The sequence below is a fragment of the Pseudomonas sp. TUM22785 genome, from assembly GCF_028198105.1.
In the GTDB taxonomy this organism is placed as follows: domain Bacteria; phylum Pseudomonadota; class Gammaproteobacteria; order Pseudomonadales; family Pseudomonadaceae; genus Metapseudomonas; species Metapseudomonas solani.
Genome location: NZ_CP116239.1, coordinates 1661110 through 1686811 on the forward strand (window position 1 = coordinate 1661110; position 25702 = coordinate 1686811).

Here is a 25702-nt window from a genome sequence, read left to right on the forward strand (position 1 = left end):
GAGAAACCGAGATGCGACTGCTGCATACCATGCTGCGCGTCGGCGACATGGACACATCCATCGCCTTCTACACCGAAGTCCTGGGCATGACCCTGCTGCGTCGCAAGGACTACCCGGACGGCCAGTTCACCCTGGCGTTCGTCGGCTACGGCAACGAAGCCGAGAACAGCGTCATCGAGCTGACCTACAACTGGGGTGTGGACAAGTACGAGTTGGGCACCGGCTACGGCCACATCGCCCTGGAAGTGGCCGATGTCTACAAGGCCTGCGAAGACATTCGCGCCCGTGGCGGCAAGATCACCCGCGAGCCGGGCCCGATGAAGCACGGCACCAGCATCCTCGCCTTCGTCGAAGACCCGGACGGCTACAAGATCGAACTGCTCTCGCCCTCGCGCAACGACTGAGCGCCAGGCGCCTGAAGAAGCCCCGCCAATGCGGGGCTTTTTTTCGTCTGTAGGTTGGGCTGAGGCACGAAGCCCAACGCAGCGATGTTCAGCCCGGCACCGTTGGGCCTCGCAGGCTCGACGCCAACCTAGGTGAAACCCGGCCAACAAAAAGCCCCGCATCGGCGGGGCTTTCGGGTGGCTTCACATCAGAGGTCGAAATCGTAATCGGACAACTGCTTCTGCAGGCGGCGCTCTTCCAGGTAGTTGTCGATGATGCGGCGCTTGGTCAGGTTGGTCTTGGCAACCTCGACCGGAGCCTCGCCATCATCAGCGTCCTCGACGACGAAGTCTTCCTCGGTCTCGATCTCTTCTTTGGCTGTGCTCATACGGTCACTCCACGATGCGGGGCGCTATTGGCGCACCTTATAGCGACAAAGCAGGGGCCGGTAAAAAAGATTTTTTCAATCGAAGCATCGAGCCGTTCAATGAAGCCTCAATCGTCCGAGGTTTTCGCCTTGTATTCGCACAGGTCTTCGATTCGACAGGCGCCACAGCGCGGCTTGCGGGCCACACAGACATAACGTCCATGCAGGATCAGCCAATGGTGCGCGTCGAGCAGGTAATCCCTTGGTACGAATTTGAGCAGCTTCTTCTCCACCTCCAGCACGTTCTTGCCGGGGGCGATGCCGGTGCGGTTGCTGACGCGGAAGATGTGCGTGTCCACCGCCATGGCCAGCTGGCGGAAGGCGGTGTTGAGCACCACGTTGGCGGTCTTGCGGCCGACGCCGGGCAGGGCCTCCAGCGCCTCGCGCTCGTCCGGCACCTGGCTGCCGTGCTTCTCCACGAGAATGCGGCAGGTCTCGATGACGTTCTTCGCCTTGCTGTTGTACAGGCCGATGGTCTTGATGTACTCCGACAGCCCCTCCACGCCCAGGGCATGAATGGCCTCCGGCGTGTTGGCTACCGGGAACAGCTTGGCCGTGGCCTTGTTCACCCCGACGTCGGTGGCCTGGGCGGAGAGGATTACCGCTATCAGCAACTCGAAGGGCGAGGAATAGGCCAGTTCGGTCTTGGGCTCAGGGTTGTCCTCATGCAGGCGGCGGAAGATTTCCAGGCGTTTGGCGGCATTCATGGTCGACGGCTTCTGATTAGGGTTTGAGGCGCACGAGCGCCAGGAGCAGGCCCAGGAGGATAAGGCCTCCCGGCGCCGAGGCGAAGAGCGGCAGGCCGTCGGCAGCCGCCTGCCAGTTCAGGGCGCCAAGGCCCAGCCATTCGCCGTGGGCCAGCAGGCTGGCTTGGCCGAGCAGTTCCCGCAGCGCGCCCAGCAGCAGGGTACACGCGGCGAACAGCAACCCCTGGCGCAGGCCCGCAGCGGGACCGGCGGGTTCGCTCGCCACCAGCAGCAGGCAGGGCAGCGCCAGCAGGGCGAGGAAGGGGCCCAGGGCCCTATGCAGTTCGAAGGCGAAGGCCTGCATCAGCAACTGGGCAAGGCCCACCAGCACGCCGGCCACCAGCAGGGCGCCGAACCACAGGGCGTGGCCCGAGAGTGCACGGCGCAGCGCAGGCAGCAGCAGGCCGAACAGGCTCAGCAGCGGCAGGGCAACCAGGGTGATGCCCAGCGCCTTGACCAGCAGATCGCTGGCGCCCAGCAGGGGCGCCAGGCCAAGCAGGGGCAGGGCGATGGCGGGCTTCATGGCGCATCCCCCAGCAGCTGCTCGTGGTGGGCATCGAAGTAGCGCAAACCCTGCTGGGTCGCGGCGACCACGGCGCGGGACGTGATGGTGGCGCCGGCGATCTGGTCGAACGCACCGCCATCGGCCTTGACCCGCCACTCGCCCGGGCGACTATCCAGTGAGACGCCTTCCAGGCTTGCCAGCCAGGGGCTGCGGGCGGGCTCGATACGGTCGCCGATGCCGGCTGTCTCGCGGTGTTCCAGCACCTTGCTGCGCAACAGGCGGCCGTCCGGGGCGATGGCCAGCAGCAGGCGGATCGGGCCTTCGTAGCCGGCGGCCGTGACCGGCAGCAGCAACGCCACCACCTTGCCTTCGCGGCGCGCCAGCCAGGCGGCGGTGGGCGCGGGGCGGCCCAGGGCCTCGGCGTCCGGCAGGGCGATCGGTTCGCGCAGGGGGTGGTTGTCGTAGCTGCCGGGCGGTAACAGGTCGAGCAGCGCGCGTTCGTCGGCATCCACGGCGGCCGCGGTGATCTGCGGGCCGAGCCCCTGGTACGAGGCGACCAGCAGCGCCAGGCCGCCAAGGCCCAGCGCCAGCAACACAGCCAGCGAGCGGCCATTCATGGGCGTACCCCGCGTGCGGCGACCCGCTCCAGCGTGGGCACCAGCAGGTTCATCGCAAGCACCGCGAAGGCCAGGCCGTCCGGGTAGCCGCCCCAGGTGCGGATCCCATAGACCAGCAGGCCGACGCCCACGCCGAACAGCAGGCGCGCGCGGTCGCTGGCAGGGCCGGAAACCGGCTCGGTGACGATGAAGAAGGCGCCCAGCATGGTGGCGCCGGAGAACAGGTGGAACAGGGGCGAGCCGTTGGAGTCCGAGCCACTGCCGTTCCAGCACAGCAGCGCGGCGACGAAGAGCGCGGCGAGCATGCCCACCGGTGCGTGCCAGCGGATCACCTTCTGTTGCATCAGGATCAGGCCGCCGGCGAGGAAGGCCAGGTTGACCCACTCGGCACCGTGCCCTCCGACGCCACCGAAGGCGCCGTGGCCGGCGAACAGCTCGTCGATGGTCAGGCGGTCGTTGTGGCGCAGGGTATCCAGCACCGTGGCCTGGCTCCAGCCATCCACTAGGCCGCTGCCGAAGCCGAACACCTGTTGCAGTGCGCCCCAGGGGCCGTGGACCTGGCCGGCGGCGGGCCAGTGGGTGAAGTGGGCGGGGAAGGCCAGCAGGGCCAGGGCGAAGCCGAGCATCGCCGGGTTGAAGGGGTTGTGGCCGAAGCCGCCGAACAGCGACTTGCCGAGCAGGATGGCGCTCGCGCTCGCACACAGCGCCAGCCACCAGGGCGCGTAGGGCGGCAGCGCCAGGGCCAGCAACACGGCGGTTACCAAGGCGCCGCCCTCGGCCAGGGGCGCCAGGCCGAACAGGGCCTCTGTAGGGGCGATGCGCTGGCTGCGCAGGCGCCGCACCAGGGCCTCGCAGGCCAGTGCGGTGGGAATGGCGATGGCCAGTTGCACCAGGGTGCCGCAGCCGTACTGCCAGAGCAGTGCGAACAGGCCCGGCAGGCAGGCCAGCAGCACCAGGCGCATGCCTGGGCGCGGGTCGAAGCCGGGCTGTGCGGTCATGCTCCCGGGTGCCCGTCGAGCTGCGCCTGGGCCCGCGCCAGGCGTTCCCGGGCGCGGGCCAGGGCCTGTTCGTCGACGGGTTGGCGCCGCTCCAGCTTGCTTACCTCGGCGCGGGCCATGGCCAGCTCGGTCTTCAGCGCGCGCAGGGCCGGGTCGATGGGGTTCTTGTCGATGCGTTGCAGGTCCGGCGGGGTCTTGCCACTGGCGTCTTCGGCGGCGTGCAGCGCCTGCTCGGCGTCGGCGAGGGCCTGTCGCAGGGGTGCCAGTTCCGCTCCGGCGGCGCCACGGGCCTCGGCGCTGCGCAGTTCGGTACGGCGGCTGAGCAGGGCGATCTTCGCCTGCTTCAGTGCGGCCATGCCCGGTGTGGGGACGGCGGCCGGCTGGGCGCCTTGCAGGCGATCCAGCTCGGCTTCGGCCTGAGCCACGCTGGCGCGCAGTGCGTCCAGCTGGCTGCGCTGCTCGGCGTCCGGCTCATCGCCAAAGGCCTTCTCGGCCTTGGCCAACTGGGTGCGGCCCATGGCGGCGGCGATCTTGGCCTTCTTGTAGGCGGCTTGGTCCAGGGCGGTCGGCGTGCTCTCGTTGGCCGCTTCCAGCGCGGCCTGGGCCTTGGCGTTGGCGATGCGCAGCGCTTCCACTTCGGCCGCGATATCGGAGGTGCCGTAGACCTCCAGCTGCTTCTCGGCCTTGGCCAGGGCGACCCTGGCCAGCGCGGCCTCGATCTTCAGGCGCTTCTGCCGCTCGGTCTGGATGCCGGCCGCGGCCTTCTGCGCCTTGACCCGTTCGATGGCGGCCTGCACCGGGTCACTGGGCGTGGGCGTCGCCACCGGTTGCCGCGCCTGCGCCTGTGCCGCCCTGGCAGCGCGGGCTTCGCGCTCGGCCAGGCGTCGGGCTTCGTCGCGGGCGAGGCGGCGGTTGCGTTGTTCATAGCGATGACGGAACTGGTCGGCACGCTGGCGTTGCTCGGCGGCCGCCGGTTCCGCCAGGGGCAGGATGTCGATGCAGTCCACCGGGCAGGGCGCCACGCACAGCTCGCAGCCGGTGCATTCATCGGCGATCACCGTGTGCATCTGCTTGGCGGCGCCGACGATGGCGTCCACCGGGCAGGCCTGGATGCACTTGGTGCAGCCGATGCACTCGGCTTCGCGGATGAATGCCAGCTGTGGCGGCACCTGGCCGCCGGGGGCCTCCAGGGGCAGTGTCGGCACCTGCAGCAGGTCGGCCAGGGCGATGATGGTGGCGTTGCCGCCGGGCGGGCACTTGTTGATCGCCTCGCCCCGGGCCATGCCCTCGGCGTAGGGCCGGCAGCCGGGGTGGCCGCACTTGCCGCATTGGGTCTGGGGCAGCAGGGCGTCGATGCGCTGGATCAGCGCCGCCTGGCTCATGAGGCCACCATGCCGTTGAAGCCGAGCAGGGCGACGCCCATCAGCCCGGCGCAGATCAGCATCACCGGCAGGCCGCGGAAGGGCGCGGGCACGTCGGCCGCCTCCACCCGTTGCAGCAGGTCGTCGAACAGGCGCAGGGCGATCCAGAAGCCGATGCCACCGCCGATGCCCAGGCCGAGGGCGCTGGCGAAATCACCGGCAGCGGCCAGCAGCATGGCACCCAGTGCCGCGCCGTTGCCCAGCAGCAGGGGCAGCAGGCCGTCACGGGGCAGGTGCGGCGCGAGGCGGGCGAGCAGGGCCAGGCTCGCCCAGGCCAGTGGCAGCAGGGCGGGGAGCAGCAGGGCGATGCCGAGGTAGTCCAGGCCGAGGGGCGCCAGCAGTCGGTCCAGGGCCCAGGCCAGCGGCGTGGCGAGCACCAGCAGCAGGCCGCCGGCCAGCGCCAGGCTGCGGCTGCGGGACTGGCGCAGGGCGTCGGTGCCCAGGGGCAGGACGAGAATCAGGTTGTTGACCAGCGCTGCGCCGAGCAGGGCGAGGATGAAGTCGGTCATGGTCAGGGGCGTCGGGTCTATCGGAAAGGCCGCGCATTATCCGGGATGCTGCCGGAGCGGTACAGGGCCGCACGGTCGCGGCCCTTGTCAGCAAGGCTAGCTCAGCCTTGGGCGACGGCCTTGTTGCGGCGCGTGGCCTTGCGCCACAACCAGCGCACCAGCAGCGCCAGGGGGAACAGGATGATCACGAAGGGAATGCCGTAGCCGAGCATCTCCAGGGCCTGGGCGGTGCCTTCGGTGGCGTTGTCCAGCAGGCCGGAGGCGGCGTCGCCGATGCGCGACAGGCGGCTCGGGCGTTGCTGGTCGGTGGTGAAGTCCAGGGTCAGCAGGTTGGTGGCGATGCGGCGCTGCTGCTGGGCGGCTTCCTGGTTGGTGGCGGCCAGCTGCACTTCCAGCTCGGCCATCTCGCGGGCCAGGGCCAGCAGGTCGGCGACGGCCAGGTCCTTGCGCCCCTGGAACTCCTCGAGAGTCTTGTACTGGCGCTCCAGGCGCTCGCGGGTGCGGGCGTTGTCGCCCACGGCTTGGGCCAGGTCCTCGGCGCGGGTGTTGCGGCTTGCCAGTTCACCCCCTTCGGCGGCCAAGGCAACCATCTTTTCCACGCCTTCGGGCACGATGCGCAGCACCAGCTGGCCGGCACGGTAGTCGCCCTGGCTCTGCTCGATGGCCAGCAGGTCGCAGGTGCCGAAGCGGCCGTCACCACAGGCTTCGCGGGCGGCGGCCAGGCGCGGGGCGACGTTCTCGGCGGCGAGGTGGATGGTGACCTGGTGCTCGTAGGCAAGGAAGGCACCGGGCTTGGAGGCTTCGCCCCGGAAGGCGGCTGCACCGCTGCTCCCTTCACCTTCTGATTGGGAGCAGCCGGCCAGGGCGGTGAGGGCCAGGAGCAGGGGCAGGGTCCAGTGCTTGATCATGTGCGTTCCTTGCGTGGTGTCGCGTGGTTTATCGGTTCCTGAAACGACGAAGCGCCTGACCGGTGAGCGGGCAGGCGCTTCGTGATGGCCGGCGCGTATTACTTCACGCGCTGGCCGGGCTTGGCGCCGCTGTCGGGGCTGAGCAGGTAGATCTCCTCGCCGCCGGGGCCGGCGGCCAGGACCATGCCTTCGGAGACGCCGAACTTCATCTTGCGCGCGGCCAGGTTGGCCACGTACAGGGTCAGGCGGCCTTCCAGCTTGCTCGGGTCCGGGTAGGCGCTCTTGATGCCGGAGAACACGTTGCGTTTCTCGTCGCCGATATCCAGGGACAGGCGCAGCAGCTTGTCGGCGCCTTCGACGAACTCGGCCTTCTCGATCAGTGCGATGCGCAGGTCGACGGCGGCGAAGGCGTCGAAGCCGATCTCGGCGGCCAGCGGGTCCTTGGTCAGCTCGCCGTTGCCGGCAGGGGCCGGTGCCGCGGCGGCCAGGTCTTCCTTGGAGGCAGCGACCATGGCTTCGATCTTCGCCGGCTCGATGCGGGTCATCAGCGGGGTGAAGGCGTTCAGCTGGTGGTCGGCCAGCAGCGTCTCGTGGTCGGCCCAGGTCAGCGGGGCGACGTTGAGGAACTGCTCGGCAGCGGCGGAGAGGTTCGGCAGCACCGGCTTGAGGAAGATCACCAGCTGGCGGAACAGGTTGACGCCCGCAGCGCACACCGCCTGCACCTCGTCCTGCTTGCCTTCCTGCTTGGCCAGGGCCCAGGGCGCCTTGTCGGCGATCCAGGCGTTGGCGCGGTCGGCCAGGGCCATGATTTCACGCATGGCACGGGCGAAGTCACGGTTCTCGAAGGCGTCGGCGATGCTCGGCGCAGCGGCCTTGAACTCGGCGAACAGCTCCGGCGCGGCATTGGTGGCCACCAGGCGGCCGGCGTTGCCCTTGTGGATGAAACCGGCGCAACGGCTGGCGATGTTGACCACCTTGCCCACCAGGTCGGAGTTCACCTTCTGCACGAAGTCCTCGAGGTTCAGGTCGAGGTCGTCCACGCCGCGGCCCAGCTTGGCGGCGTAGTAGTAGCGCAGGTATTCCGGGCTCAGGTGGTCGAGGTAGGTGCGCGCCTTGATGAAGGTGCCTCGGGACTTGGACATCTTCTGCCCGTTCACCGTCAGGTAGCCGTGCACGTTGAGTGCGGTCGGCTTGCGGTAGCCGGCGCCTTCGAGCATGGCGGGCCAGAACAGGGCGTGGAAGTTGACGATGTCCTTGCCGATGAAGTGGTACAGCTCGGCGCTGGAATCCTTGGCCCAGAAGGCGTCGAAGTCCAGCTCCGGGCGGCGTGCGCAGAGGTTCTGGAAGCTGGCCATGTAGCCGATGGGCGCATCCAGCCAGACGTAGAAGTACTTGCCCGGGGCATCGGGGATCTCGAAGCCGAAGTAGGGCGCATCACGGCTGATGTCCCACTCCTGCAGGCCGGCATCCAGCCATTCGGCGATCTTGTTGGCCACCGACTCCTGCAGGGCACCGCTGCGGGTCCACTGCTTCAGCATGGCGTCGAAGTTCGGCAGCTTGAAGAAGTAGTGCAGCGATTCCTTGAGCACCGGAGTGGCGCCGGAAATGGCCGACTTGGGGTTCTTCAGCTCGGTGGGTGCATAGGTGGCGCCGCAGACTTCACAGTTGTCGCCGTACTGGTCGTCGGCCGCGCATTTCGGGCAGGTGCCCTTGATGAAGCGGTCGGCCAGGAACATCTGCTTGTCCGGGTCGAAATACTGGGTCACCGGGCGCGTGGCGATATGGCCGGCGTCGCGCAGCCGGGTGTAGATGCTGCTGGACAGCGCGCGGTTCTCGTCCGAGTGGGTCGAGTGGTAGTTGTCGAACTCCACCAGGAAGTCGGCGAAATCGGTGGTGTGCTCGGCGCGCACGTTGTCGATCAACTGCTCGGAGGTGATGCCCTCCTTCTCGGCGCGCAGCATGATGGCCGAGCCGTGGGCGTCGTCGGCGCAAACGTAGATGGCCTGGTTGCCGCGCATCTTCTGGAAGCGCACCCAGATATCGGTCTGGATGTACTCGACCATATGCCCGAGGTGGATGGAACCGTTGGCATAGGGGAGGGCGCTGGTAACGAGGATCTTGCGGGCTTCGGTCATGGTGATCGGCTGCACTGGGAACACGGGGAAAGTCGGTAACTATATAGGCGTGGCGGGGCATTTTCATCTGTTGCATGGGCTTTGGGTTAAGATGCCCGCCTGTTTCGCTCGGTCTTTTTCCCGGAGTCTTCCATGCCTGTCACCCGCGCCGTGGTGGAAGCCACGCTTCGTCAGTTCACCGATCCCCACCTTGGCCAGGACCCGGTCAGCGCCGGCTGCCTACGCGAGGTCGACATCCAGGGCGACAAGGTCCACGTACGCCTGGAGCTGGGCTATGCCGCCGGGCTGTTCAAGAGCGGCTGGGCGCAGATGCTGCAGATGGCCCTGGAGAACCAGGACGGCATCGATTCGGCCAAGGTCGAGGTCGATTGCGTGATCGAGCCTCACAAGGCCCAGGCCCAGGTGCCGGCCCTGGCCAACGTCAAGAACGTGATCGCCGTAGCCTCCGGCAAGGGCGGTGTGGGCAAGTCCACCACCGCCGCCAACCTGGCCCTGGCGCTGGCCCGCGAAGGTGCCCGCGTGGGCATCCTCGACGCCGATATCTACGGCCCCAGCCAGGGCATCATGTTCGGCATCGCCGAGGGCACCCGCCCCGAGGTGCGTGACCAGAAGTTCTTCGTGCCGATCAAGTCCCACGGCGTGGAAGTCATGTCCATGGCCTTCCTCACCGACGACACCACCCCGGTGGTGTGGCGCGGCCCGATGGTCTCCGGCGCGCTGATCCAGCTGATCACCCAGACCGCCTGGGACGACCTCGACTACCTGGTGGTGGACATGCCCCCGGGCACCGGCGACATCCAGCTGACCCTGGCGCAGAAGGTGCCGGTGGCCGGCAGCGTGATCGTCACCACCCCGCAGGACCTGGCCCTGCTGGACGCCAAGAAGGGCGTGGAGATGTTCCGCAAGGTCAACATCCCGGTGCTGGGCGTGGTGGAGAACATGGCGGTGCACATCTGCTCCAACTGCGGCCATGCCGAGCACCTGTTCGGCGAAGGCGGTGGCGAGAAGCTGGCGACCCAGTACGGCGTCGAGCTGCTGGCTTCCCTGCCGCTGTCCATGGCCATCCGCATGCAGTCCGACGGCGGCAAGCCGACCACCATCGCCGACCCGGAAAGCCAGATCGCCATGATCTACCAGGAGATGGCCCGCAGCGTCGGCGCGCGCATCGCCCTGTCCGGCATGGGCGCCGGCGCCATGCCGACCATCACCATCAGCGACGACTGACCGAGGACGCCGCTGCGCGCCTGAGGGCCTCCGGGCCCGCTAGATCGCCAGCAGCGTGCCGCCCTCCGCGGGGAACTGCCGGGCCAGTAGTTCCTCGCGGGTCAGTTCGCGGCCGACCCAGACCTGCACCTTGCGCGCCGCGCCGCGCCCCAGCTCGTAGAGCCCGCGTGCCTCGACCTGCGTCAGCCCGCCCTCCAGGAGTTCCTGCGGGTGCAGGACCAGCACCGGCGCGGCGCTGTAGAAGGTCCTGGGTGCCAACTCCCGTATGAACAGTTGCAGGGTCTTCTCCGCGACGGAGAAGTCAGCCAGCAGGGAGCGAGGGTGTTCGAAGCCGTTGAGCAGCTCTATTCCAGGTTGGCCTTCCAGCTGTTTCGCCGCCAGCCCCAGGGCGACGGGTACCCGTTTGCCCGCACGGGTCTGAATGGCGAGCACCGTCGGTTCCTCGAGCACCTTTCCGGACTTCACGTTCAGGCCGCTCAGGTATCCGGAGGTGAGCTTGAGGTAGAGCAGGGGTGAAAACGCGTCGATCATGCCGGTTCCGTCCGAGTGAAAAGGGCGCCTAGCCTAGCGATGGCGCGTTTTGTCGTCGACTGACTGCCACGCAACCTGGGACTCAGTCACCACCACCGCCGCCACAGCCTCCGCCACAGCCCCCTCCGCTGTCCCCGCCGCCACCATCCGAGCCGCCGCCGTCCCCGCCCGAGGAGTCGCTGCCGCCGTGGTGGCTGCTGCCGGTGCCGCTGCCGTCGCCGAAGTCGCTGGAGCCGTAGCCCGAGTCGGCGCCGACGAAATCACCGCCGCAGTAGATGACGCCACTGCCTGCGTCGCCGCTGTCGTTGCGGCGTACGCCTTGGCAGTCGGCCACATAGAGGAAGCCGCCGAGGATGCCCAGGCGGCTGTCCAGGTCGAACAGCAGCGGTACGCGGCCGGGCTTGCGCGGGTCGATGCGTTCCTGCTCGCAGGCGTACCACCAGCAGCGGCGCAGGCCGGCGTCGGCCTGGCGGGCGTTGCCCGAGAGGGTGCGTGCCGGGCGGTGGTGCAGGAAGCGGCCAAAGGCTTTCTGGCAGAAGTGCTTGTATTCGCGGGTGTCGAGGATGAAGGCGTGCCACAGGTCGTCCACCACCTGGGACGGCATGGAGACGTAGCCATAGCCGCTCTTCAGGTAGCAGAGGAAGTACTGGCGCAGGCCGGCGCTCACCAGCATGCAGTCTTCCAGGCTCAGTTGCGGGTGGCGCTTGCGCAGTTCATCGAACAGCCAGGGGGCCGGGCGGAACTCGCGGATGAAGCGTTCCCGGCCGATTGCGCGGCGGCGTTTGAAGAACGAGAAGGAAAAGACGGCGAAGAACAGGCCGGGGATGATCAGCCAGGGGGTCATGGTGGGTCCTTTCTCCACAAGGGCGGGCCAACAGTGGCGCACTCGGCGCCGTCGCCACAAGCCCCGCTCGGCGGCGCTGGGCGCCAGGCCACGCTACCGGTCGCTGCCCTTTGCCCGAAAGGCCCGCGCCCGGTAAGATTCGCGATCATTTTTCACCTTCACAGGACCCCTGCCATGAGCATCAAATCGGACAAGTGGATTCGCCGCATGGCCCAGGAACACGGGATGATCGAGCCCTTCGTCGAGCGCCAGGTGCGCGGCGCGGACGACAACCGGGTGATTTCCTACGGGGTGTCCAGCTACGGCTACGACGTGCGTTGCGCCGCCGAATTCAAGGTCTTCACCAATATCCACTCCGCCGTGGTCGACCCGAAGAACTTCGACGAGAAGAGCTTCGTCGACATCAACAGCGACGTTTGCATCATTCCGCCGAACTCCTTCGCCCTGGCCCGCACGGTCGAGTACTTCCGTATTCCGCGTGACGTGCTGACCATCTGCCTGGGCAAGAGCACCTATGCGCGCTGCGGCATCATCGTCAACGTCACCCCGCTGGAACCCGAGTGGGAAGGCCACGTGACCCTGGAGTTCTCCAACACCACCAACCTGCCGGCGAAGATCTACGCCCACGAAGGCGTGGCGCAGATGCTCTTCCTGCAATCGGACGAAGCCTGCGAAGTCTCCTACCGCGACCGCGGCGGCAAGTACCAGGGCCAGACCGGCGTGACCCTGCCCAAGGCCTGATCCACCTGCGTTGCGACCAAAGCCGGGCCCATGCCCGGCTTTTTCATGGCCTTATCCAGTCAAAGGAACCTGACGAATGAACCTGCTCAAATCCCTCCTGTTCACCCTCGGCCTGGGCGTTTGCTCGTTGTTGCAGGCTGCGGAACTCTCCGTGCTCAGCGGTACCGGGGCATTCGGCCTGCCGGCCAGCGCCACCCGCGCGCAGTTCGTCGAGCGCCTGGGCAAGCCCACGGCCGAGCTGCCCATGTACGGCAAGCGGCGCGGGCTGCTGTATGGCAATTCGATGATGCTGGTGTTCCTCGGTGACCGCCTGCGCGAAGTGCGCTGCTGGGAGCTGGGCGGCTACAACGACAGCCTGTTCCTCGGCTGGATGCAGGGCGTGGGCGAGCGCGGCGCGAATTGGCGTTTCAGCCTGGATGGCCAGCTGCACCTGGGCCAGCGGCGCGAGCAGACCGCCCCGTGGCTGCAAGGGCTGGAAGGCACCGGCGACGAGCGCTCGGACCTGGTGGTCAAGAACGGCAGCGAGGTGTGGCTGGGCTACGGCTTCGAGCCGGAGTTCAACCAGCAGGGCAATGAGGATGAGTCGGTGCTGGTCTCCATCACCGTGCATTTCAACGACCCGCGTTGAGAGCGCTTCGGGAAGAGCCCCGGGCTGAAGCCCGGGCTACGGGGCAGGGACGGAAATAGGCGGAATTCTTCGGCAATCGCGGGGCTCTACTGCTTGAAGCCACTGTAAACGCCGGAGGAATGCCATGCGCTCCCAGATCATCCTCGAAGCCCTGACGCCCAGTGCCAGTGCACTGGTGGACGCCATCCTCGCCCATAGCGACCCGTCGCGGGTGCTGCAACAGGTGCCAGGACCGGGCGACCCCGAGGAGCCGGGTGAACCCACCCAGCCCCACGAACCGGGCGAGCCGACCCTTCCCGACCCGCCGCCGCCCGCTCCGGTGGTGTAGCGCCTCAGGGCACCAGCGGCAGGTCGCGCTTGTGCTGAGTGGCGTCGTAGGTGCGCACGATGATGTCGTAGGCCTCCTGACGCACGCTCTCGCCGTGCAGGAAGGCGTCGATCTCGGCGTAGCTGACGCCATGGGCCTCTTCGTCGGGCTTGCCGGGGCGCAGTTCCTCAAGGTCGGCGGTGGGCACCTTCTGCACCAGGTTGTCCGGCGCGCCCAAGTAGCGGGCGATGGCGCGCACCTGGTTCTTCACCAGGCCGCTCAGCGGGGCCAGGTCGCAGGCGCCGTCACCGAACTTGGTGAAGAAACCCATCACCGCCTCGGCGGCGTGGTCGGTGCCGATCACCAGGCCGTTGTTGGCGTTGGCGATGGCGAATTGCGCGACCATGCGGATACGCGCCTTGACGTTGCCGATCACGAAATCGCGGCGGGCATCGCTCAGCGCCTGCAGGTGGATCACCTGCTCACCGAGACCGGTCACGCTGGCGGCGATGTTCACCGTGTCCTCGACATCTGCGCGGATGAATTTCAGTGATTCCTGGGCGTCATGCTCATCGTGCTGGGTGTTGTGCGGCAGGCGCACGGCGATGAAGCGGTAGTCCGGGTCGCCGGTCTCGGCGCGCAGCTCTTCCACCGTCACCTGGGCCAGGCGGCCGGCGGTCAGCGAATCCACGCCACCGCTGATGCCCAGCACCAGCACCTTGAGCCGCGCGTTGCGCAGGCAGGTCTTGATGAAGGCCTTGCGTCGCTCGATCTCGGCCTGCAGGGCGGCTTCATCGGCGAAGGGGGGTACCACATCCAGGGCGGCGGCTATCTCTTTCTGGCGATTGCTCATGGCGGTTCCTTGGCGCTAGCGCGCGTCTGATACGCGGAAAACGTGTTTCAGGTAGGTGACGAAGTTCTCGTCGCGGCACTGGGTCTTGCCCGGGGTGTCGGAGATCTTCGCCACCGGCTGGCCGTTGCAGGCGGTCATCTTGATGACGATGTTCATGGGCTCGACGCCCGGGATGTCGCAGGTCAGGTTGGTACCGATACCGAAGCTGACGTGGATACGACCGTGCAGGGCGCGATACAGCTTCAGCGCCTTGGCCAGGTCGAGGCCGTCGGAGAATACGAGGGTCTTGGTCTGCGGGTCTATACCGAGCTTTTCATAGTGACGGATGCACTTCTCGGCCCATTCCAGCGGGTCGCCGGAGTCATGGCGCAGGCCGTCGAAGAGCTTGGCGAAGTACAGGTCGAAGTCCTTGAGGAAGGCATCGGTGGTGATGCAGTCGGTCAGGGCGATCCCCAGCAGGCCGCGGTACTCGCGGACCCAGCAGTCCAGCGCGGCGATCTGGCTGTCGATCAGGCGCGGGCCCAGTTGCTGGTGGGACATCAGCCACTCGTGGGCCATGGTGCCGATGGGCTTGATGTCGAACTCGCGGGCCAGGTGCACGTTGCTGGTGCCGACGAAGCGCCCGGGGAAGTCGCGCTTGAGGATGTGCACCATCTCTTCCTGCACCCGGTAGGAGAAGCGCCGGCGGGTGCCGAAGTCGGCGATCTGGAAGCCTTCCAGCTCGCTGGCGCTGGCTTCGCCCTTGAGCCAGTCGAGCTTCTGGTAGAGGCGCTCGCTGGCCTGTTCGAGAATCACCTCGCGGTAGCGGTAGCGGTTGCGCACCTCGCTGACGATGGCCAGCAGCGGGATCTCGAAGAGGATCACGTGCAACCAAGGGCCGCGCAGGCGGATGCACAGCTGGTCGTCCTCGATGCCGGCCTGGACGTAGCGCATGTTGAAGCGGAACAGGCTGAGGAAGCGGGTGAAGTCCGGCTTGATGAAGGGGATGCGCTCCAGGAAGGCCAACTGGTCGGCGGTGATGGAAATCTCCGACAGGCGCTCGATCTGGTAGCGGATCTCCGCCAGGTAGGGCTTGAGGTCCTCGGCGTTGCGGCAGCGGAATTCCCACTCCACCTCGGCGTTGGGGTAGTTGTGCAGCACCGCCTGCATCATGGTCAGCTTGTAGAAATCGGTGTCCAGCAGGTTCTGCACGATGCGGTCGGAAAACACGCTCTCGGCCATGATCAGCTCTCCTTCTCGATGCTGTTCAGCAAGGCGTCCAGTTCGGCCTCGCTGGCGCACAGCGCGATGCCCAGTTCGTTCATCTGCAGCCGAGCGGCTTCGGCCGTGGCTTCGGCGATTGCCCGGCACGCCGGGAGGTAGACGATAACCGCAAAGCCGGCGCGGCGCAGTTGCAGCGCGGTGGTCTTCACGCAGTAGTCCAGGGCCAGGCCGCCCACCAGTACGTGGCTGACGGCGTTCTGCCGGAGGAATTCGATCACCCCGGTGCTGCGGCGTTCCGCCAGGTCGTGATAGCAGGCGCCGTAGGGGTGCAGGTCGGGCTCCACGCCCTTCCACACGAAGTAGTCGTAGTCCAGCGGCTGGGGCAGCTCGTCCAGCAGCTCGAAGCCGGGGGTGCCCGGTACGCAGTGGCTGACCCAGGTGATGTCGGCGTTGGCCAGGGGCAGCGGTGCGAGCATCTCCGCGTGGCTGGGCACGACCCAGGCGGCTTGCGGGCTGTGGGCATCCTTGCTGCCGATGCGCAGTTCGGCGCGGCGGGCCAGCAGGTTGAGGTGCGCCGCGATCTCGTCGCCACCCGGCACCGGGAGTTCGGCGGGGCAGAGGGGGGTGAAGCCTTTTTGGGCGTCGACATCGAAGCTGGCGATTTTCATGGCTGCGTTCCTCGTTCGGTTGCGGCTGGCTACATATTCCATCTCGTGTAATATGTCGTCAAGCACTCTTTGATCGCAGGAGGACAGCGATGAGAAACAGTCGGCAGGATTTTCCCGATCCCAGCCTGCGGGCCTACCCGGCGGGCAGCGCGTCCCCGGCTCCGGTGCGCTTCCGCCTGGCGGTTTACGGCGGCGCCTTCGACCCGCCCCATCCGGGCCATGAAAGCGTGGTGCGTCGAGTGCTGGAGTGCGCCGAGCAGGTGCTGCTGGTGCCCAGCCACCGCCACGCCCATGGCAAGCGCATGGTGGATTTCGCCCTGCGCTGCGCCTGGCTGGAGCGCCTGGCGGCGCGCATCGACCCGGCGCGGGTGTGTTGCGACGCCATCGAGGCGCGGCTGGCCCCGGGCGCGGCGGCGGTGTACAGCTACGACCTGTTGCAGGCATTGGCGGGTGAGTACGGTGTAGCGCCGGAGGACATCGCGCTGGTCATAGGCGAGGACAACCTGCCCCAGGTGGCGGGCTTCCATCGTGGCGCGGAACTGCGCGAGCGCTTCGGCCTGCTGGTGGCGGACGAGACGCTGCTGCTGCACAGTTCGGCCATTCGCCTGCACCTGCGCGAGGGCCTGGCGCTGCCGCCGGCCTGGTGCCTGCCGGAAGTGCAGGGGGAACTGGATATCTATAGGGAGCTGCAATGAGTTCTGCACAGGTACTGGCCAGCGTCGACATCGTCGCGCTGCGCCTGAACGAGGCCCAGGGGCTGGAGCTGCTGCTGATCCGCCGGGCCCAGGGGCCCTTCGAGGGGGAGTGGGCGTTGCCGGGCGTGCTGGTCAACGGCCGCTGCGACGACCCCGACCTGGACGCCGCCGCCACCCGTGCCCTGGAGGAGAAGGCGCGGGTGCGCCCGCAGCACCTGGAGCAGGTGGCCACCGTGGGCAACGCCCGGCGTGACCCCCGTGGCTGGTCGCTGTCGACCTTCTACCTCGCCCTGCTGGAGCCGGAAACGCAGCTGAGTGACGCCGACCTGCGCTTCCTGCCGCTGGAGGCAGCCACCGGGCTGCCCTTCGACCACGACCAGTTGGTGCAGCAGGCCCGTGAGCGCCTGGCCGGCAAGTCGGTCTACACCTCGCTGCCGCTGCACCTGCTGCCCCGGCGCTTCACCGTCACCGAAGCCCTGGGCGCCTTCCAGGCCTGCCTCGGCCAGGCGGTGCAGCACACCACCCTGCGTGGGCGCCTGGAGAAGATGAAGGGGCAGGGCTGGGTTCTGGACACCGGCGAGCAGAACCACCCGAAGATGGGCCGCCCGCAGAAGGTGCTGGAGCACTGCCCGGCGGAAGGCGGCGTGTTCACCTTCGACCGCAGCGTGTTGTCCTGAGGCCGGCCTCGCCCGGCTCCCGGAGGACGCTCGGCTGTCTCTCCGGGGGCTGCGGCGTCTTTTCCCTTTCCCTCTTCCTCGAGGCCTCATCGCCATCCCGGCATTCAAGACCCCTGTGCCGATTCGATCTGCGACCTCTTTATAAAAGGGGAAAGTTAGGAGCTGTCGTAACGGCACGAGCAACTATCCGCAGTTGAACTATCAGTGATATGCGCCCCAGTTTTATATATGAAACTTACTCAATGGGTAGAGTGGCAACGCTTGTTACCGAACGAAGCAGTAGCAGTCAAAAGTGCTCTATTGGGTTTTTATATTTGTAGGAAGTTTCATTTTGCAATTTAAGTTTGTTCCTACTTGTTAATCAGAAATGTTTCTGATGGTTTTATTTGATTTTTTATAATTAATTGATTTTTAAGGGTTAATAAGCGAAACGTTCGCGGATTTTATTGCGATTATTTAGTGGCACGGCTTCTGCAGAGTCTCATAGGAGAAACGATGTTTCTTATATGAAACGGATGTGAGGCCAGAATTACATGAGAGCCACCGCGTTGAATGTCCGCGGCGTTGAATATTTGCAAGCAACGCCCAAAACCGCAGAAGTCCGTGCCGAGATCGAATTCCGAGGTGTTACCAAGCACTTTCCGGGCAAGGGCAAAGCGGACCCCACTGTCGCCGTGAGTGGCCTGGATCTCAGTCTCAAGCGTGGCGAGGTCGTATCCATCATCGGGCCGTCCGGCTGCGGCAAGAGCACCCTGCTGAACATGGGCTCCGGCCTGTACATGCCCACCGAGGGCGAAGTGTTCGTCGGTGGCGAGCGGGTGACGGGCCCGGTACGGCGTGTCTCCTTCATGTTGCAGAAGGACCTGCTGATGCCCTGGCGCAGCATCCGTCGCAACATCGAGCTGGGGCTGGAGATCGAGGGGCGCCCGGCCCGTGAGCGCCGCGCCGCTGCCGAACAGATGCTGCAGAAGTGCCACCTGGACGGTTTCGGTGACCACTACCCGTTCCAGCTGTCAGGGGGCATGCGCCAGCGGGCCGCCCTGGCCCGCACCCTGGTCACCGATCCCCAGGTGCTATTCCTCGACGAGCCTTTTTCCGCCCTGGACGCCCAGACCAAGATGATCCTCCAGCAGGACCTGGCGCAGATGCTCCACGAGCAGCGCAAGACGGCCCTGCTCATCACCCACGACCTCGTTGAAGCCATTGCGCTGTCCGACCGCATCCTGGTCATGAGCGCCCGTCCGGGCGCCATCATCGAGGAGATCGAGGTGAGCCTGCCCCTGCGGGAAAACCCCCTCGAACGCCGCAAGCTCCCGGAGATCGGCCCCCTGGTCGGGCGCCTGATGACGCTGTTGAAGGTCGGCGAGAGCGCCGAGTTGCACTGAGCCCGTTCCATCTCTTCGAGTGGAGTTGCAGATGTTCAGGAAACTGACCCGTGCCATGTTCTTCTACGCCGCCCTCGGCGCCAGCCTCCTCGTGCAGGGCGCGCCCAGGGAGATCACCTACCTGCTGCCGGCGCCGCCGAACTTACCGGCCTTCGCGCCCTGGATCATCGCCCAGCACAAGGGCTACTACCTCCAGCAGGGCCTCAAGGTCACCTTCGTCGCCGGCAAGGGCGGTGTGGATGTGGCCAAGCAGATCGGTGCCGGTAATGCCCTGGTCGGCGGCGCCATTGGTGATACCCCGATCATCGTCCGCGCCAATGGCGTGCCGGTAAAGGCGGTCGCGATGCTGGGGGCCCGTGGTGTGACCCTCATCGCCACCAACGCCCAGGCGGGCATCGATAGCGTCAAGGACCTGAAGGGCCGGACCCTGACCGTGATGTCCTACTCCGACACCACCTACTACGCGTTGCTGGCTTCCATGCGCAAAGCGGGCCTGGCCAAGTCCGATGTCGAGATCCAGGCGGCCGGCCCGTCCGGTGTCTGGCAGCTGTTCTCCTCCGGCCGGTCCCAGGCCATGGCCGGCGTACCGGATTGGGTGGTGAATGCCGAGGAGGCCGGCCTCGCGGTCAAGCTGATGCCGGCCGGCGAAGTCTTCGAGAGCATGGCCCAGGCCATCCTCGCTTCCGACGACGCCATCGAGAAGCAGCCGGACGTGGTCGCCGGGGTGGTCAAGGCCACCCTCATGGGCATGCGCGACATCATCGAGGACCCCAGGCGGGCCGCCGCCACCTTCGTCGAGGCGGTGCCCAGCTACCGGGGCAGGGAGGCCAGCCTGGAGAAGGTCCTGCGCCTCTATATCGAGCATGTCTACGCCAACCAGAAGCCCCTCGGGCGCATCGACCCCCAGCGCATGGACAGCGTGCGCACCTTCTACGTCAGCGAAGGCATCGTCGGCCGTGCAACCCCGTTGGACGCGCTCTACACCAACCGCTTCGTCGAGCCCGACGACCCGGCCACCCAGCCCTGAGGTGCCCCGATGAACAGCCTGAACAAACCCATGCTCGGCAGCGTCGTGCTGCTGGCCCTGTTCCTCGCCGCCTGGCAATGGGGCCCCGGCCTGCTCGGCATGCCCGAGTTCGTCCTGCCCCCGTTGAGCCGGGTGATGGAGGAGGGCGTGGCCATGTGGCGCTACGCCGGCCTCCTCGAACACACCGCCATCACCACCCTGGAGATCATCGTCGGCTTCGGTCTGGGTGCCTTGCTGGGGGTGGCGATCGGCGTCTCCCTGGGCCTGTCGCCCACCACCGAGGCGATGCTCTCGCCCTACATCCTGGCGTTGCAGATCGCACCGAAGGTGGCCTTCGCCCCGCTGTTCGTGATGTGGCTCGGCTACACCGTGTACCCGAAGATCCTCATCGCCGTGCTGATCGTGTTCTTCCCGGTGATGATCAACGTGCTCTCGGCCATCCGCACCGTCGATCCGGACATGATCAACCTGGTCCGCTCCATGAGTGCCAGCCGCTGGCAGATCTTCCGTCTCGTGGAATTCCCCTCGGCCATGGCTCCGCTGTTCTCCGGCCTGCGTATCGCCTCCACCCTGGCGGTCATCGGCGTCACCGTCGGGGAGCTGGTGGGGGGCAACAAGGGCCTCGGTTTCCTGCTGGTGGATTCCGAGGGCCAGGGCAACACCGCCGGGGTCTTCGTCGCCATCGTCATGCTCACCCTGATCGGCGTGCTGGCCTATGGCGCGGTGGTCTGGGCCGAGAAGCGGGTGTTGCACTACCTGCCCAAAGCCAACCTGAGCACGGTGTGAGCGCCATGAGCCTGAACACCCTGCTGCAAGAACGTCGCGTACTGATCACCGGCGGTGCCCGCGGCCTGGGCCTGGCCTTCGCCGAGGCGGCGGCCCGCGCCGGTGCCCGGGTGGTGATCGCCGACATCCTCGGGGAGCGCGTGCAGCGCTCGGCCGAGGCGCTGGCGGCCCAGGGGCTGGATGTCAGCGGCCTGTCCCTGGACCTGGCCGATCCGCTGGCCATCGAGCGCTGCGTGGCCACCACCGTGGCGCGGCTGGGTGGCCTCGACGGCCTGGTCAACAACGCCTCCGTCACCGACTCCGGCGGCACGTCCTGCGAGGCGCTGGAGATCGAAACGTTCGACCGCGTGCTGCAGGTGAACGTGCGCGGCACCTGGCTGATGACCCGCGCCTGCCTGCCGGCCCTGCGCCGGAGCGGTTGCGGCGCGGTGGTCAACCTGGCCTCCGACACGCCGCTCTGGGGCGCGCCCAACCTGCTGGCCTACACCGCCAGCAAGGGCGCGGTGATCGCCATGACCCGCAGCCTGGCCCGCGAGCTGGGTGGCGATGGCATCACCGTCAACGCCATCGCTCCCGGGCTGGTGGAGGTGGAGGCCACCCAATACGTACCCGCCGCCCGCCACCAGCTGTACCGCGACCAGCGCGCCATCCCGCGCGGCCAGGTGCCCGAGGACGTCTGCGGTGCCGTGCTGTTCGCCCTGTCCGACCTTTCCCGCTTCATCACTGGACAAACCCTGCCGGTCAACGGCGGGTTCGTCATGCCCTGATCAGGAGGCATCCATGACCAACCTCACCCCGCGTTCACCCAAATCCTGGGACCGCCCCGAAGGCGCCAGCTTCGAGGAGTGGTGCAGCAGCCGCATCGCCCGCTATGCCACCCGCCAGTACGACTGGGATGCGCTGAAGTTCCAGGCTGATCACGATCCCAAGTTCCGCCGGGCGCAGATGCGCTACATCGGCACCGGTGGCACCGGCGTGAGCCGTGACGCGAACACCATCCCGTCCGAGCACTTCACCTTCTCCACCATGGTGATCCCGGCCGGCCACGAGGGCCCACCGCACCTGCACATCGATGTCGAGGAAGTCTTCTTCGTCCTGCGCGGCAGGCTCAAGGTCGTTCTGGAGAAGGACGGCGAGCGCTTCGAAACCATCCTCACCGACCGCGACGTGATTTCCGTGCCGCCGGGCGTGTACCGCGAGGAGATCAACATCGGCGATGAAGACGCGCTGATGTGCGTGATGCTCGGCGCGAAGAAGCCCATCACGCCCACCTACCCGCCGGAGCACCCTCTGGCGAGCATCAAGCGCTGAGGTCGTGATGGACATGGCGCAGCCCCCCATCCCCACGACCCGCTTGCAACAGTGCTTCCCGGAGCGGCTGGTGACCGTCGCCGAGGGAGCCCGGGTGGCCATCCGCGAGTGCGGCCAGGGCCCGGTGGTGGTGCTCCTGCATGGCATCGGTTCCGGTGCGGCGTCCTGGCTGCATTGCGCCCAGCGCCTGGCCGGGGACCACCGCGTGATCGCCTGGGATGCCCCCGGCTATGGCCGGTCCACGCCACTGCCCGAGGCCCGGCCACGGGCGCTGGATTACGCCACCCGCCTGGATGGGCTGCTGGCGGCCCTGGATATCCAGCGGTGCCTGCTGGTGGGGCACTCCCTCGGTGCCTTGATGGCCACCGCCTATGCGGCCAGCAGCGGCGCCCGGCGTGTGGCCCGGCTGGTGTTGTTCAGCCCGGCTCGTGGTTATGGCGCCGAGCCCCTGCGGGAGGCTGGAAGGCGAGTGCGGCAGCAGCGCCTGGACAGCCTCGAGCGGCTCGGCATCGGCGGCATGGCCTGCGAGCGTTCTGGCCGCCTGCTGGGGCGCAACCCCAGCGAGGATGCCCAGGCCTGGGTGCGCTGGAACATGGCCCGGCTGAACCCGGAAGGCTACCGCCAGGCGGTGGAGCTGCTCTGCGGTGACGACCTGCTGGGCCAGGGCCTGCCGGCGATGCCTTGTGAGGTGCACTGCGGCGAAGAGGACGCCATCACCGTGCCCGAAGCCTGCGGCGTCCTTGCTCGGGCACTGGGTGCATCGTTCTCGCTGATTCCCGGGGCCGGCCATGCCTGCCCCATCGAACAACCCGAGGTGGTCGCAGGACGCATTGGCCACGCGCAACGCCTCATCGTTGAAGGAGCCGCCTGTGGAAAAGCCTGACGACCCGCACGACAGGTACATCGTGCCCGGCCTGGAGCGCGGCCTGCGGCTGCTCTGCGAGTTCAGCCGGAAGAACCGTACCCTCACCGCCCCCGAGCTGGCTCGGCGCCTGAAGTTGCCGCGCTCGACCCTCTTCCGGTTGCTGGCCACGCTGGAGGCCATGGGCTTCGTCTGCCGCAACGGCAACGAATACCGCCTGGGCATGGCCGTGCTGCGCCTCGGCTTCGAGTACCTGGCCTCCCTGGAACTCACTGAGCTGGGGCAGCCGCTGCTGAACCGGCTCTGCGACGAAGTCCGCTACCCCTGCAACCTGGTGGTCCGCGATGGCCGCTCCATCGTCTACGTGGCCAAGGTCTCGCCGTCCACCTTGCTCACCAGCACCGTCAACGTCGGCACCCGCCTGCCGGCCCACGCCACGGTGCTCGGCCGCATCCTGCTGCAGGACCTGCCCTTCACCGAGTTGCGCGAGTTGTACCCGGAAGAGCGGCTGGAGCGTTTCTCGCCTAACACCCCGGCAACCGTGCTGGAGCTGTTCGACCTGGTGCAGGCCGACCGCCTGCGTGGCTTCGTCCAGGGCGAGGGCTTCTTCGAGGCGACCATCTCTACCGTGGCTGCACCAGTGCGTGACCACAGCGGCCGGGTGGTGGCCGCCGTCGGCGCGACCATCCCCTCGGGGCGCATCGAGCCGGACCTTCTCGATGGCCTGGTGAGCAGCGTGCGCCATCACGCAGACGAACTCTCCCGCCTGCTCGACTACACCCCGGACGGCCGCGACAAGGTGGCTTCCCACCATTGGAGCAAGCAGCATGAACCGGTTTGACCTTTCCAGCGCCGTGGCGGTAGTCACCGGCGGCTCGTCCGGTATCGGCCTGGCCACCGTCGAGTTGCTGCTGGAAGCCGGCGCCGCCGTGGCCTTTTGTGGCCGTAACCGTGAGCGCCTGCAGAACGCCGAAAGCGACCTGCGCCAGCGCTTTCCCGAGGCGCGGTTGTTCGTGTGGCCCTGCGATGTGCTCGACGCCACCCAGGTGGCTGTCTTCGCCGAGGCCAGCCAGCGAGCGCTGGGCGCTGCCAGCATCCTGGTGAACAACGCCGGCCAGGGCCGCGTCTCCACCTTCGCCGATACCACCGACGCTGCCTGGACCGAAGAACTGCACCTCAAGTTCTTCTCCATCATCCACCCGGTGCGCGCCTTCCTGCCGCAACTGCAGGGGCAGCCGGATGCCGCCATCGTCTGCGTCAACTCGCTGCTGGCGAGCCAGCCTGAGCCGCACATGGTGGCGACCAGCGCCGCTCGCGCCGGGGTCAGGAACCTGGTGCGTTCCATGGCCACCGAGTTCGCCCCCCAGGGCATTCGGGTCAACGGCATCCTCATCGGCCTGGTGGAGTCCGGCCAGTGGCGTCGCCGCTTCGAGGCCCGCGAGAACCGCGGCCAGGACTGGGCCAGTTGGTGCAGCGAGCTGGCGCAACACAAGCAGATCCCCCTCGGGCGCCTGGGCAAGCCGATCGAAGCGGCTCGCGCCATCGTTTTCCTCGCGTCTCCCCTGTCGGCCTACACGACGGGCAGTCACATCGATGTTTCCGGAGGTTTGTCCCGTTATGCGTAACGAAAACCAGGTCACCGTCGGCGCCGCCATCGCCGCCTTCCTCGAACGGTGCGACGTAAAGGCCGCGTTCGGGGTGATTTCCATCCATAACATGCCGATCCTCGATGCCATTGCCGCCCGGGGGAACATCCGCTTCGTCATGGCCCGTGGCGAAGCCGGTGCGGCCAACATGGCCGACGCCTATGCCCGTACCAACGGGGGGCTCGCGGTGTGCCTGACCAGCACCGGAACCGCCGCCGGCAACGCTGCCGGGGCGATGGTCGAGGCCCTCACCGCCGGCACGCCGCTCCTTCACCTCACCGGGCAGATCGAAACACCCTATCTGGACCAGGGCCTGGGCTACATTCACGAGGCGCCGGACCAGTTGACCATGCTCGGGGCCATCTCCAAGAAAGCCTTCCGCGTGCGCAGCGCCGGCACCGCCATCAGCACCATCAAACTGGCCGTGCAAACCGCCCTGGCCGCGCCCGCTGGCCCGGTGAGCGTGGAAATCCCCATCGACATTCAGTCGGCATTGATCGACATGCCGGCGGACCTCTCGCCGCTGTCGGTGCCGGTGGTCGAGCCAACCGAGCAGGGGCTGGACGAGCTGGCCAAGCGCTTTGCCAGGGCCAGGCGCCCGATGCTCTGGCTCGGGGGCGGCGCCCGCCATGCCGGTGCGCAGGTCAGGCGCCTGCTGGACCTGGGCGTGGGCGTGGTCACCAGCACCCAGGGGCGCGGCATCGTCGCGGAGGATGACGAGCGATCCCTCGGTGCCTTCAACCTGAACCCACCCGTTGAGCAGTTCTACCAAGGCTGCGATGCCATGTTGGTGGTCGGCTCGCGCCTGCGTGGCAACGAAACCCTCAAGTACGAACTCGGGCTGCCCCGCCCGCTCTACCGCGCCGACGCCGATGCCACGGCGGAAGGCCGCGGCTACCCCAGCGACTTCTTCGTCTGTGGCGACGCCGAGCGGGTCCTCAAGGGCCTGGCCGACCGCCTCGAAGGGCGCCTGGCGGTGGACCCGGCCTTCGCTGCCGACCTGGCGGCCGCGCGGAACCAGGCCCGCGCCCAGCTGGTGGATGGCCTGGGGCCCTACGCCTCGCTGGTCGAACAGTTGCAGGCCCTGGCTGGCAGCGACTTCAACTGGGTCCGCGATGTCACTGTTTCCAACAGCACCTGGGGCAACCGCCACCTGAAGATCTTCAGCCCGCGCGCTGGCGTCCATGCCCTCGGCGGCGGCATCGGCCAGGGCCTGGCCATGGGCATCGGCGCAGCCGTGGGCGCGGCGGCGACGGCACCGGGGCGCAAGACCTTCGTGCTGGCTGGCGACGGCGGTTTCATCCTCAACCTGGGTGAGCTGGCCACCGCCGTGCAGGAGCGTGCCGACATGGTCGTCGTGCTGATGAACGACCAGGGCTACGGGGTGATCCGCAATATCCAGGATGCCGCCTACGGTGGCCGTCGCTGCTACGTCGACCTGCACACGCCGGACTACGCCCAGCTGTCGGCTGCCCTTGGCCTGCGCCACGCCAGGGTCAGCGACCTGAAGGACTTCAGCCGCGTGCTGGACGGCGCCCTGGCCGAGCCCGGCCCCTTCCTGCTGGAGGTGGACATGCTCGCGGTGGGGCGCTTCAAGACCCTCTTCGCCGGCCCGCCGGTCAACCAAACCAAGGCCATCAAGGCCGCCGTCTGAGGCAGAAGCC

At 67.4% G+C, this 25702-nt stretch carries 30 protein-coding genes; 16 read left to right on the forward strand and 14 right to left on the reverse strand.

Translation table 11 applies throughout. From position 1 onward, the window contains the following. The first annotated feature begins 11 nt into the window (after positions 1-11). Positions 12-404, forward strand: coding sequence for a lactoylglutathione lyase (gloA, locus tag PI990_RS07805; RefSeq protein WP_021222776.1), 393 nt, complete (start codon positions 12-14; stop codon positions 402-404). A gap of 188 nt (positions 405-592) precedes the next feature. Here gloA and PI990_RS07810 read toward each other — a convergent pair whose 3' ends face one another. The 9 genes from PI990_RS07810 to metG form a co-directional block, all read right to left on the reverse strand. Next, on the reverse strand, positions 593-772 hold the full coding sequence (locus PI990_RS07810; protein WP_021219177.1) for a PA3496 family putative envelope integrity protein: 180 nt from the start codon (positions 770-772) through the stop codon (positions 593-595). Between the two features lie 107 nt (positions 773-879). Further along, positions 880-1518 carry an endonuclease III gene (gene nth, locus PI990_RS07815; protein ID WP_021219178.1) on the reverse strand — a complete coding sequence of 213 codons (639 nt, stop codon included), beginning with the start codon at positions 1516-1518 and terminating at the stop codon, positions 880-882. Between the two features lie 16 nt (positions 1519-1534). Continuing rightward, positions 1535-2080 carry an Rnf-Nqr domain containing protein gene (locus tag PI990_RS07820; protein ID WP_271660284.1) on the reverse strand — a complete coding sequence of 182 codons (546 nt, stop codon included), beginning with the start codon at positions 2078-2080 and terminating at the stop codon, positions 1535-1537. Next, positions 2077-2679: an RnfABCDGE type electron transport complex subunit G gene (locus tag PI990_RS07825; protein WP_271660285.1), complete on the reverse strand. Its 603-nt coding sequence runs from the start codon at positions 2677-2679 to the stop codon at positions 2077-2079. The genes PI990_RS07820 and PI990_RS07825 overlap by 4 nt, the downstream gene beginning before the upstream one ends. Continuing rightward, a complete protein-coding gene (locus tag PI990_RS07830) occupies positions 2676-3677 on the reverse strand; it encodes an RnfABCDGE type electron transport complex subunit D (protein ID WP_271660286.1) in 1002 nt (333 codons plus the stop codon). The genes PI990_RS07825 and PI990_RS07830 overlap by 4 nt, the downstream gene beginning before the upstream one ends. Then, positions 3674-5059 (reverse strand): electron transport complex subunit RsxB, encoded by a 1386-nt coding sequence (gene rsxB / locus PI990_RS07835; protein WP_271660287.1) that lies wholly within the window; start codon positions 5057-5059, stop codon positions 3674-3676. Before rsxB ends, PI990_RS07830 begins: the two co-directional genes overlap by 4 nt. Continuing rightward, entirely contained in the window at positions 5056-5607 is a 552-nt protein-coding gene (locus PI990_RS07840; RefSeq protein ID WP_271660288.1) for an Rnf-Nqr domain containing protein, read from the reverse strand. Before PI990_RS07840 ends, rsxB begins: the two co-directional genes overlap by 4 nt. A 101-nt stretch (positions 5608-5708) precedes the next feature. Further along, complete coding sequence (locus tag PI990_RS07845; protein ID WP_442969332.1) at positions 5709-6512, reverse strand: DUF4349 domain-containing protein; 804 nt, start codon at positions 6510-6512, stop codon at positions 5709-5711. Between the two features lie 101 nt (positions 6513-6613). Then, positions 6614-8650: a methionine--tRNA ligase gene (gene metG / locus PI990_RS07850; protein ID WP_271660290.1), complete on the reverse strand. Its 2037-nt coding sequence runs from the start codon at positions 8648-8650 to the stop codon at positions 6614-6616. 132 nt (positions 8651-8782) lie between these two features. Here metG and apbC point away from each other — a divergent pair, with 132 nt between their 5' ends. Beyond that, the gene (gene apbC / locus PI990_RS07855) at positions 8783-9874 is read left to right on the forward strand and encodes an iron-sulfur cluster carrier protein ApbC (protein WP_271660291.1); all 1092 of its coding nucleotides are present in this window, start codon (positions 8783-8785) and stop codon (positions 9872-9874) included. A gap of 39 nt (positions 9875-9913) precedes the next feature. On the opposite strand, the gene PI990_RS07860 is transcribed toward apbC, so the two are convergent. Both PI990_RS07860 and PI990_RS07865 read right to left on the reverse strand, forming a co-directional pair. Further along, the gene (locus PI990_RS07860) at positions 9914-10405 is read right to left on the reverse strand and encodes a rod shape-determining protein (protein WP_271660292.1); all 492 of its coding nucleotides are present in this window, start codon (positions 10403-10405) and stop codon (positions 9914-9916) included. 82 nt (positions 10406-10487) lie between these two features. Next, positions 10488-11249 (reverse strand): glycine-rich domain-containing protein, encoded by a 762-nt coding sequence (locus PI990_RS07865; protein WP_271660293.1) that lies wholly within the window; start codon positions 11247-11249, stop codon positions 10488-10490. 174 nt (positions 11250-11423) lie between these two features. Here PI990_RS07865 and dcd point away from each other — a divergent pair, with 174 nt between their 5' ends. The 3 genes from dcd (at position 11424) to PI990_RS07880 (ending at position 12946) form a co-directional block, all read left to right on the forward strand. Further along, complete coding sequence (gene dcd / locus PI990_RS07870; protein WP_043242812.1) at positions 11424-11990, forward strand: dCTP deaminase; 567 nt, start codon at positions 11424-11426, stop codon at positions 11988-11990. A gap of 76 nt (positions 11991-12066) precedes the next feature. Next, positions 12067-12618, forward strand: a complete 552-nt coding sequence (locus PI990_RS07875) for a hypothetical protein (protein WP_271660294.1) — start codon at positions 12067-12069, stop codon at positions 12616-12618. A 124-nt stretch (positions 12619-12742) separates the two neighbouring features. Then, positions 12743-12946 carry a hypothetical protein gene (locus PI990_RS07880; protein WP_184491632.1) on the forward strand — a complete coding sequence of 68 codons (204 nt, stop codon included), beginning with the start codon at positions 12743-12745 and terminating at the stop codon, positions 12944-12946. A gap of 4 nt (positions 12947-12950) precedes the next feature. Here PI990_RS07880 and nadE read toward each other — a convergent pair whose 3' ends face one another. From nadE to PI990_RS07895, 3 genes are read right to left on the reverse strand one after another with little or no spacing between them, the layout of a single operon-like run. After that, positions 12951-13778 (reverse strand): ammonia-dependent NAD(+) synthetase, encoded by an 828-nt coding sequence (nadE, locus tag PI990_RS07885; protein ID WP_271660295.1) that lies wholly within the window; start codon positions 13776-13778, stop codon positions 12951-12953. A 15-nt stretch (positions 13779-13793) separates the two neighbouring features. Beyond that, positions 13794-14999 (reverse strand): nicotinate phosphoribosyltransferase, encoded by a 1206-nt coding sequence (gene pncB / locus PI990_RS07890; RefSeq protein WP_184491549.1) that lies wholly within the window; start codon positions 14997-14999, stop codon positions 13794-13796. A 2-nt stretch (positions 15000-15001) separates the two neighbouring features. Continuing rightward, positions 15002-15691, reverse strand: coding sequence for a nicotinamidase (locus tag PI990_RS07895; protein ID WP_371876952.1), 690 nt, complete (start codon positions 15689-15691; stop codon positions 15002-15004). A 47-nt stretch (positions 15692-15738) separates the two neighbouring features. On the opposite strand from PI990_RS07895, the gene PI990_RS07900 reads away from it, so the two are divergent. The 11 genes from PI990_RS07900 to PI990_RS07950 all read left to right on the forward strand — a co-directional run bounded on the left by PI990_RS07900 (position 15739) and on the right by PI990_RS07950 (position 25692). Continuing rightward, the gene (locus PI990_RS07900; protein WP_271660296.1) at positions 15739-16344 is read left to right on the forward strand and encodes an adenylyltransferase/cytidyltransferase family protein; all 606 of its coding nucleotides are present in this window, start codon (positions 15739-15741) and stop codon (positions 16342-16344) included. After that, entirely contained in the window at positions 16341-17021 is a 681-nt protein-coding gene (locus PI990_RS07905; RefSeq protein WP_271660297.1) for an NUDIX hydrolase, read from the forward strand. Before PI990_RS07900 ends, PI990_RS07905 begins: the two co-directional genes overlap by 4 nt. 533 nt (positions 17022-17554) lie before the next feature. Further along, positions 17555-18406, forward strand: coding sequence for an ABC transporter ATP-binding protein (locus tag PI990_RS07910; RefSeq protein ID WP_271660298.1), 852 nt, complete (start codon positions 17555-17557; stop codon positions 18404-18406). Between the two features lie 31 nt (positions 18407-18437). Beyond that, positions 18438-19433, forward strand: a complete 996-nt coding sequence (locus tag PI990_RS07915) for an ABC transporter substrate-binding protein (RefSeq protein WP_271660299.1) — start codon at positions 18438-18440, stop codon at positions 19431-19433. 9 nt (positions 19434-19442) lie between these two features. Further along, positions 19443-20219 carry an ABC transporter permease gene (locus PI990_RS07920; RefSeq protein ID WP_271660300.1) on the forward strand — a complete coding sequence of 259 codons (777 nt, stop codon included), beginning with the start codon at positions 19443-19445 and terminating at the stop codon, positions 20217-20219. 5 nt (positions 20220-20224) lie between these two features. Continuing rightward, on the forward strand, positions 20225-20986 hold the full coding sequence (locus tag PI990_RS07925) for an SDR family oxidoreductase (RefSeq protein ID WP_271660301.1): 762 nt from the start codon (positions 20225-20227) through the stop codon (positions 20984-20986). 13 nt (positions 20987-20999) lie between these two features. After that, positions 21000-21530, forward strand: a complete 531-nt coding sequence (locus tag PI990_RS07930) for a cupin domain-containing protein (protein WP_271660302.1) — start codon at positions 21000-21002, stop codon at positions 21528-21530. Positions 21531-21537: 7 nt separating this feature from the next. Further along, on the forward strand, positions 21538-22413 hold the full coding sequence (locus PI990_RS07935) for an alpha/beta fold hydrolase (protein ID WP_271660303.1): 876 nt from the start codon (positions 21538-21540) through the stop codon (positions 22411-22413). Continuing rightward, positions 22400-23233 (forward strand): IclR family transcriptional regulator, encoded by an 834-nt coding sequence (locus PI990_RS07940; protein ID WP_271660304.1) that lies wholly within the window; start codon positions 22400-22402, stop codon positions 23231-23233. The genes PI990_RS07935 and PI990_RS07940 overlap by 14 nt, the downstream gene beginning before the upstream one ends. Further along, the gene (locus PI990_RS07945) at positions 23220-24017 is read left to right on the forward strand and encodes an SDR family oxidoreductase (RefSeq protein WP_271660305.1); all 798 of its coding nucleotides are present in this window, start codon (positions 23220-23222) and stop codon (positions 24015-24017) included. The genes PI990_RS07940 and PI990_RS07945 overlap by 14 nt, the downstream gene beginning before the upstream one ends. Beyond that, positions 24010-25692: a thiamine pyrophosphate-binding protein gene (locus tag PI990_RS07950; protein WP_271660306.1), complete on the forward strand. Its 1683-nt coding sequence runs from the start codon at positions 24010-24012 to the stop codon at positions 25690-25692. The genes PI990_RS07945 and PI990_RS07950 overlap by 8 nt, the downstream gene beginning before the upstream one ends. The last annotated feature ends 10 nt before the right edge of the window (positions 25693-25702 follow it).

What these genes read in the sequence shown, in the direction of transcription:
- PI990_RS07895 (WP_371876952.1), bottom strand. Translation starts at nt 15,691, where the DNA reads ATGGAATATGTAGCCAGCCGCAACCGAACGAGGAACGCAGCCATGAAA.
- PI990_RS07820 (WP_271660284.1), bottom strand. Translation starts at nt 2,080, where the DNA reads ATGAAGCCCGCCATCGCCCTGCCCCTGCTTGGCCTGGCGCCCCTGCTG.
- PI990_RS07865 (WP_271660293.1), bottom strand. Translation starts at nt 11,249, where the DNA reads ATGACCCCCTGGCTGATCATCCCCGGCCTGTTCTTCGCCGTCTTTTCC.
- nadE (WP_271660295.1), bottom strand. Translation starts at nt 13,778, where the DNA reads ATGAGCAATCGCCAGAAAGAGATAGCCGCCGCCCTGGATGTGGTACCC.
- dcd (WP_043242812.1), top strand. Translation starts at nt 11,424, where the DNA reads ATGAGCATCAAATCGGACAAGTGGATTCGCCGCATGGCCCAGGAACAC.
- PI990_RS07905 (WP_271660297.1), top strand. Translation starts at nt 16,341, where the DNA reads ATGAGTTCTGCACAGGTACTGGCCAGCGTCGACATCGTCGCGCTGCGC.
- PI990_RS07920 (WP_271660300.1), top strand. Translation starts at nt 19,443, where the DNA reads ATGAACAGCCTGAACAAACCCATGCTCGGCAGCGTCGTGCTGCTGGCC.
- PI990_RS07825 (WP_271660285.1), bottom strand. Translation starts at nt 2,679, where the DNA reads ATGAATGGCCGCTCGCTGGCTGTGTTGCTGGCGCTGGGCCTTGGCGGC.
- PI990_RS07810 (WP_021219177.1), bottom strand. Translation starts at nt 772, where the DNA reads ATGAGCACAGCCAAAGAAGAGATCGAGACCGAGGAAGACTTCGTCGTC.
- metG (WP_271660290.1), bottom strand. Translation starts at nt 8,650, where the DNA reads ATGACCGAAGCCCGCAAGATCCTCGTTACCAGCGCCCTCCCCTATGCC.
- PI990_RS07945 (WP_271660305.1), top strand. Translation starts at nt 23,220, where the DNA reads ATGAACCGGTTTGACCTTTCCAGCGCCGTGGCGGTAGTCACCGGCGGC.
- PI990_RS07830 (WP_271660286.1), bottom strand. Translation starts at nt 3,677, where the DNA reads ATGACCGCACAGCCCGGCTTCGACCCGCGCCCAGGCATGCGCCTGGTG.
- nth (WP_021219178.1), bottom strand. Translation starts at nt 1,518, where the DNA reads ATGAATGCCGCCAAACGCCTGGAAATCTTCCGCCGCCTGCATGAGGAC.
- PI990_RS07930 (WP_271660302.1), top strand. Translation starts at nt 21,000, where the DNA reads ATGACCAACCTCACCCCGCGTTCACCCAAATCCTGGGACCGCCCCGAA.
- PI990_RS07860 (WP_271660292.1), bottom strand. Translation starts at nt 10,405, where the DNA reads ATGATCGACGCGTTTTCACCCCTGCTCTACCTCAAGCTCACCTCCGGA.
- pncB (WP_184491549.1), bottom strand. Translation starts at nt 14,999, where the DNA reads ATGGCCGAGAGCGTGTTTTCCGACCGCATCGTGCAGAACCTGCTGGAC.
- PI990_RS07950 (WP_271660306.1), top strand. Translation starts at nt 24,010, where the DNA reads ATGCGTAACGAAAACCAGGTCACCGTCGGCGCCGCCATCGCCGCCTTC.
- PI990_RS07915 (WP_271660299.1), top strand. Translation starts at nt 18,438, where the DNA reads ATGTTCAGGAAACTGACCCGTGCCATGTTCTTCTACGCCGCCCTCGGC.
- gloA (WP_021222776.1), top strand. Translation starts at nt 12, where the DNA reads ATGCGACTGCTGCATACCATGCTGCGCGTCGGCGACATGGACACATCC.
- apbC (WP_271660291.1), top strand. Translation starts at nt 8,783, where the DNA reads ATGCCTGTCACCCGCGCCGTGGTGGAAGCCACGCTTCGTCAGTTCACC.
- PI990_RS07910 (WP_271660298.1), top strand. Translation starts at nt 17,555, where the DNA reads ATGAGAGCCACCGCGTTGAATGTCCGCGGCGTTGAATATTTGCAAGCA.
- PI990_RS07880 (WP_184491632.1), top strand. Translation starts at nt 12,743, where the DNA reads ATGCGCTCCCAGATCATCCTCGAAGCCCTGACGCCCAGTGCCAGTGCA.
- PI990_RS07875 (WP_271660294.1), top strand. Translation starts at nt 12,067, where the DNA reads ATGAACCTGCTCAAATCCCTCCTGTTCACCCTCGGCCTGGGCGTTTGC.
- PI990_RS07840 (WP_271660288.1), bottom strand. Translation starts at nt 5,607, where the DNA reads ATGACCGACTTCATCCTCGCCCTGCTCGGCGCAGCGCTGGTCAACAAC.
- rsxB (WP_271660287.1), bottom strand. Translation starts at nt 5,059, where the DNA reads ATGAGCCAGGCGGCGCTGATCCAGCGCATCGACGCCCTGCTGCCCCAG.
- PI990_RS07900 (WP_271660296.1), top strand. Translation starts at nt 15,739, where the DNA reads ATGAGAAACAGTCGGCAGGATTTTCCCGATCCCAGCCTGCGGGCCTAC.
- PI990_RS07925 (WP_271660301.1), top strand. Translation starts at nt 20,225, where the DNA reads ATGAGCCTGAACACCCTGCTGCAAGAACGTCGCGTACTGATCACCGGC.
- PI990_RS07935 (WP_271660303.1), top strand. Translation starts at nt 21,538, where the DNA reads ATGGACATGGCGCAGCCCCCCATCCCCACGACCCGCTTGCAACAGTGC.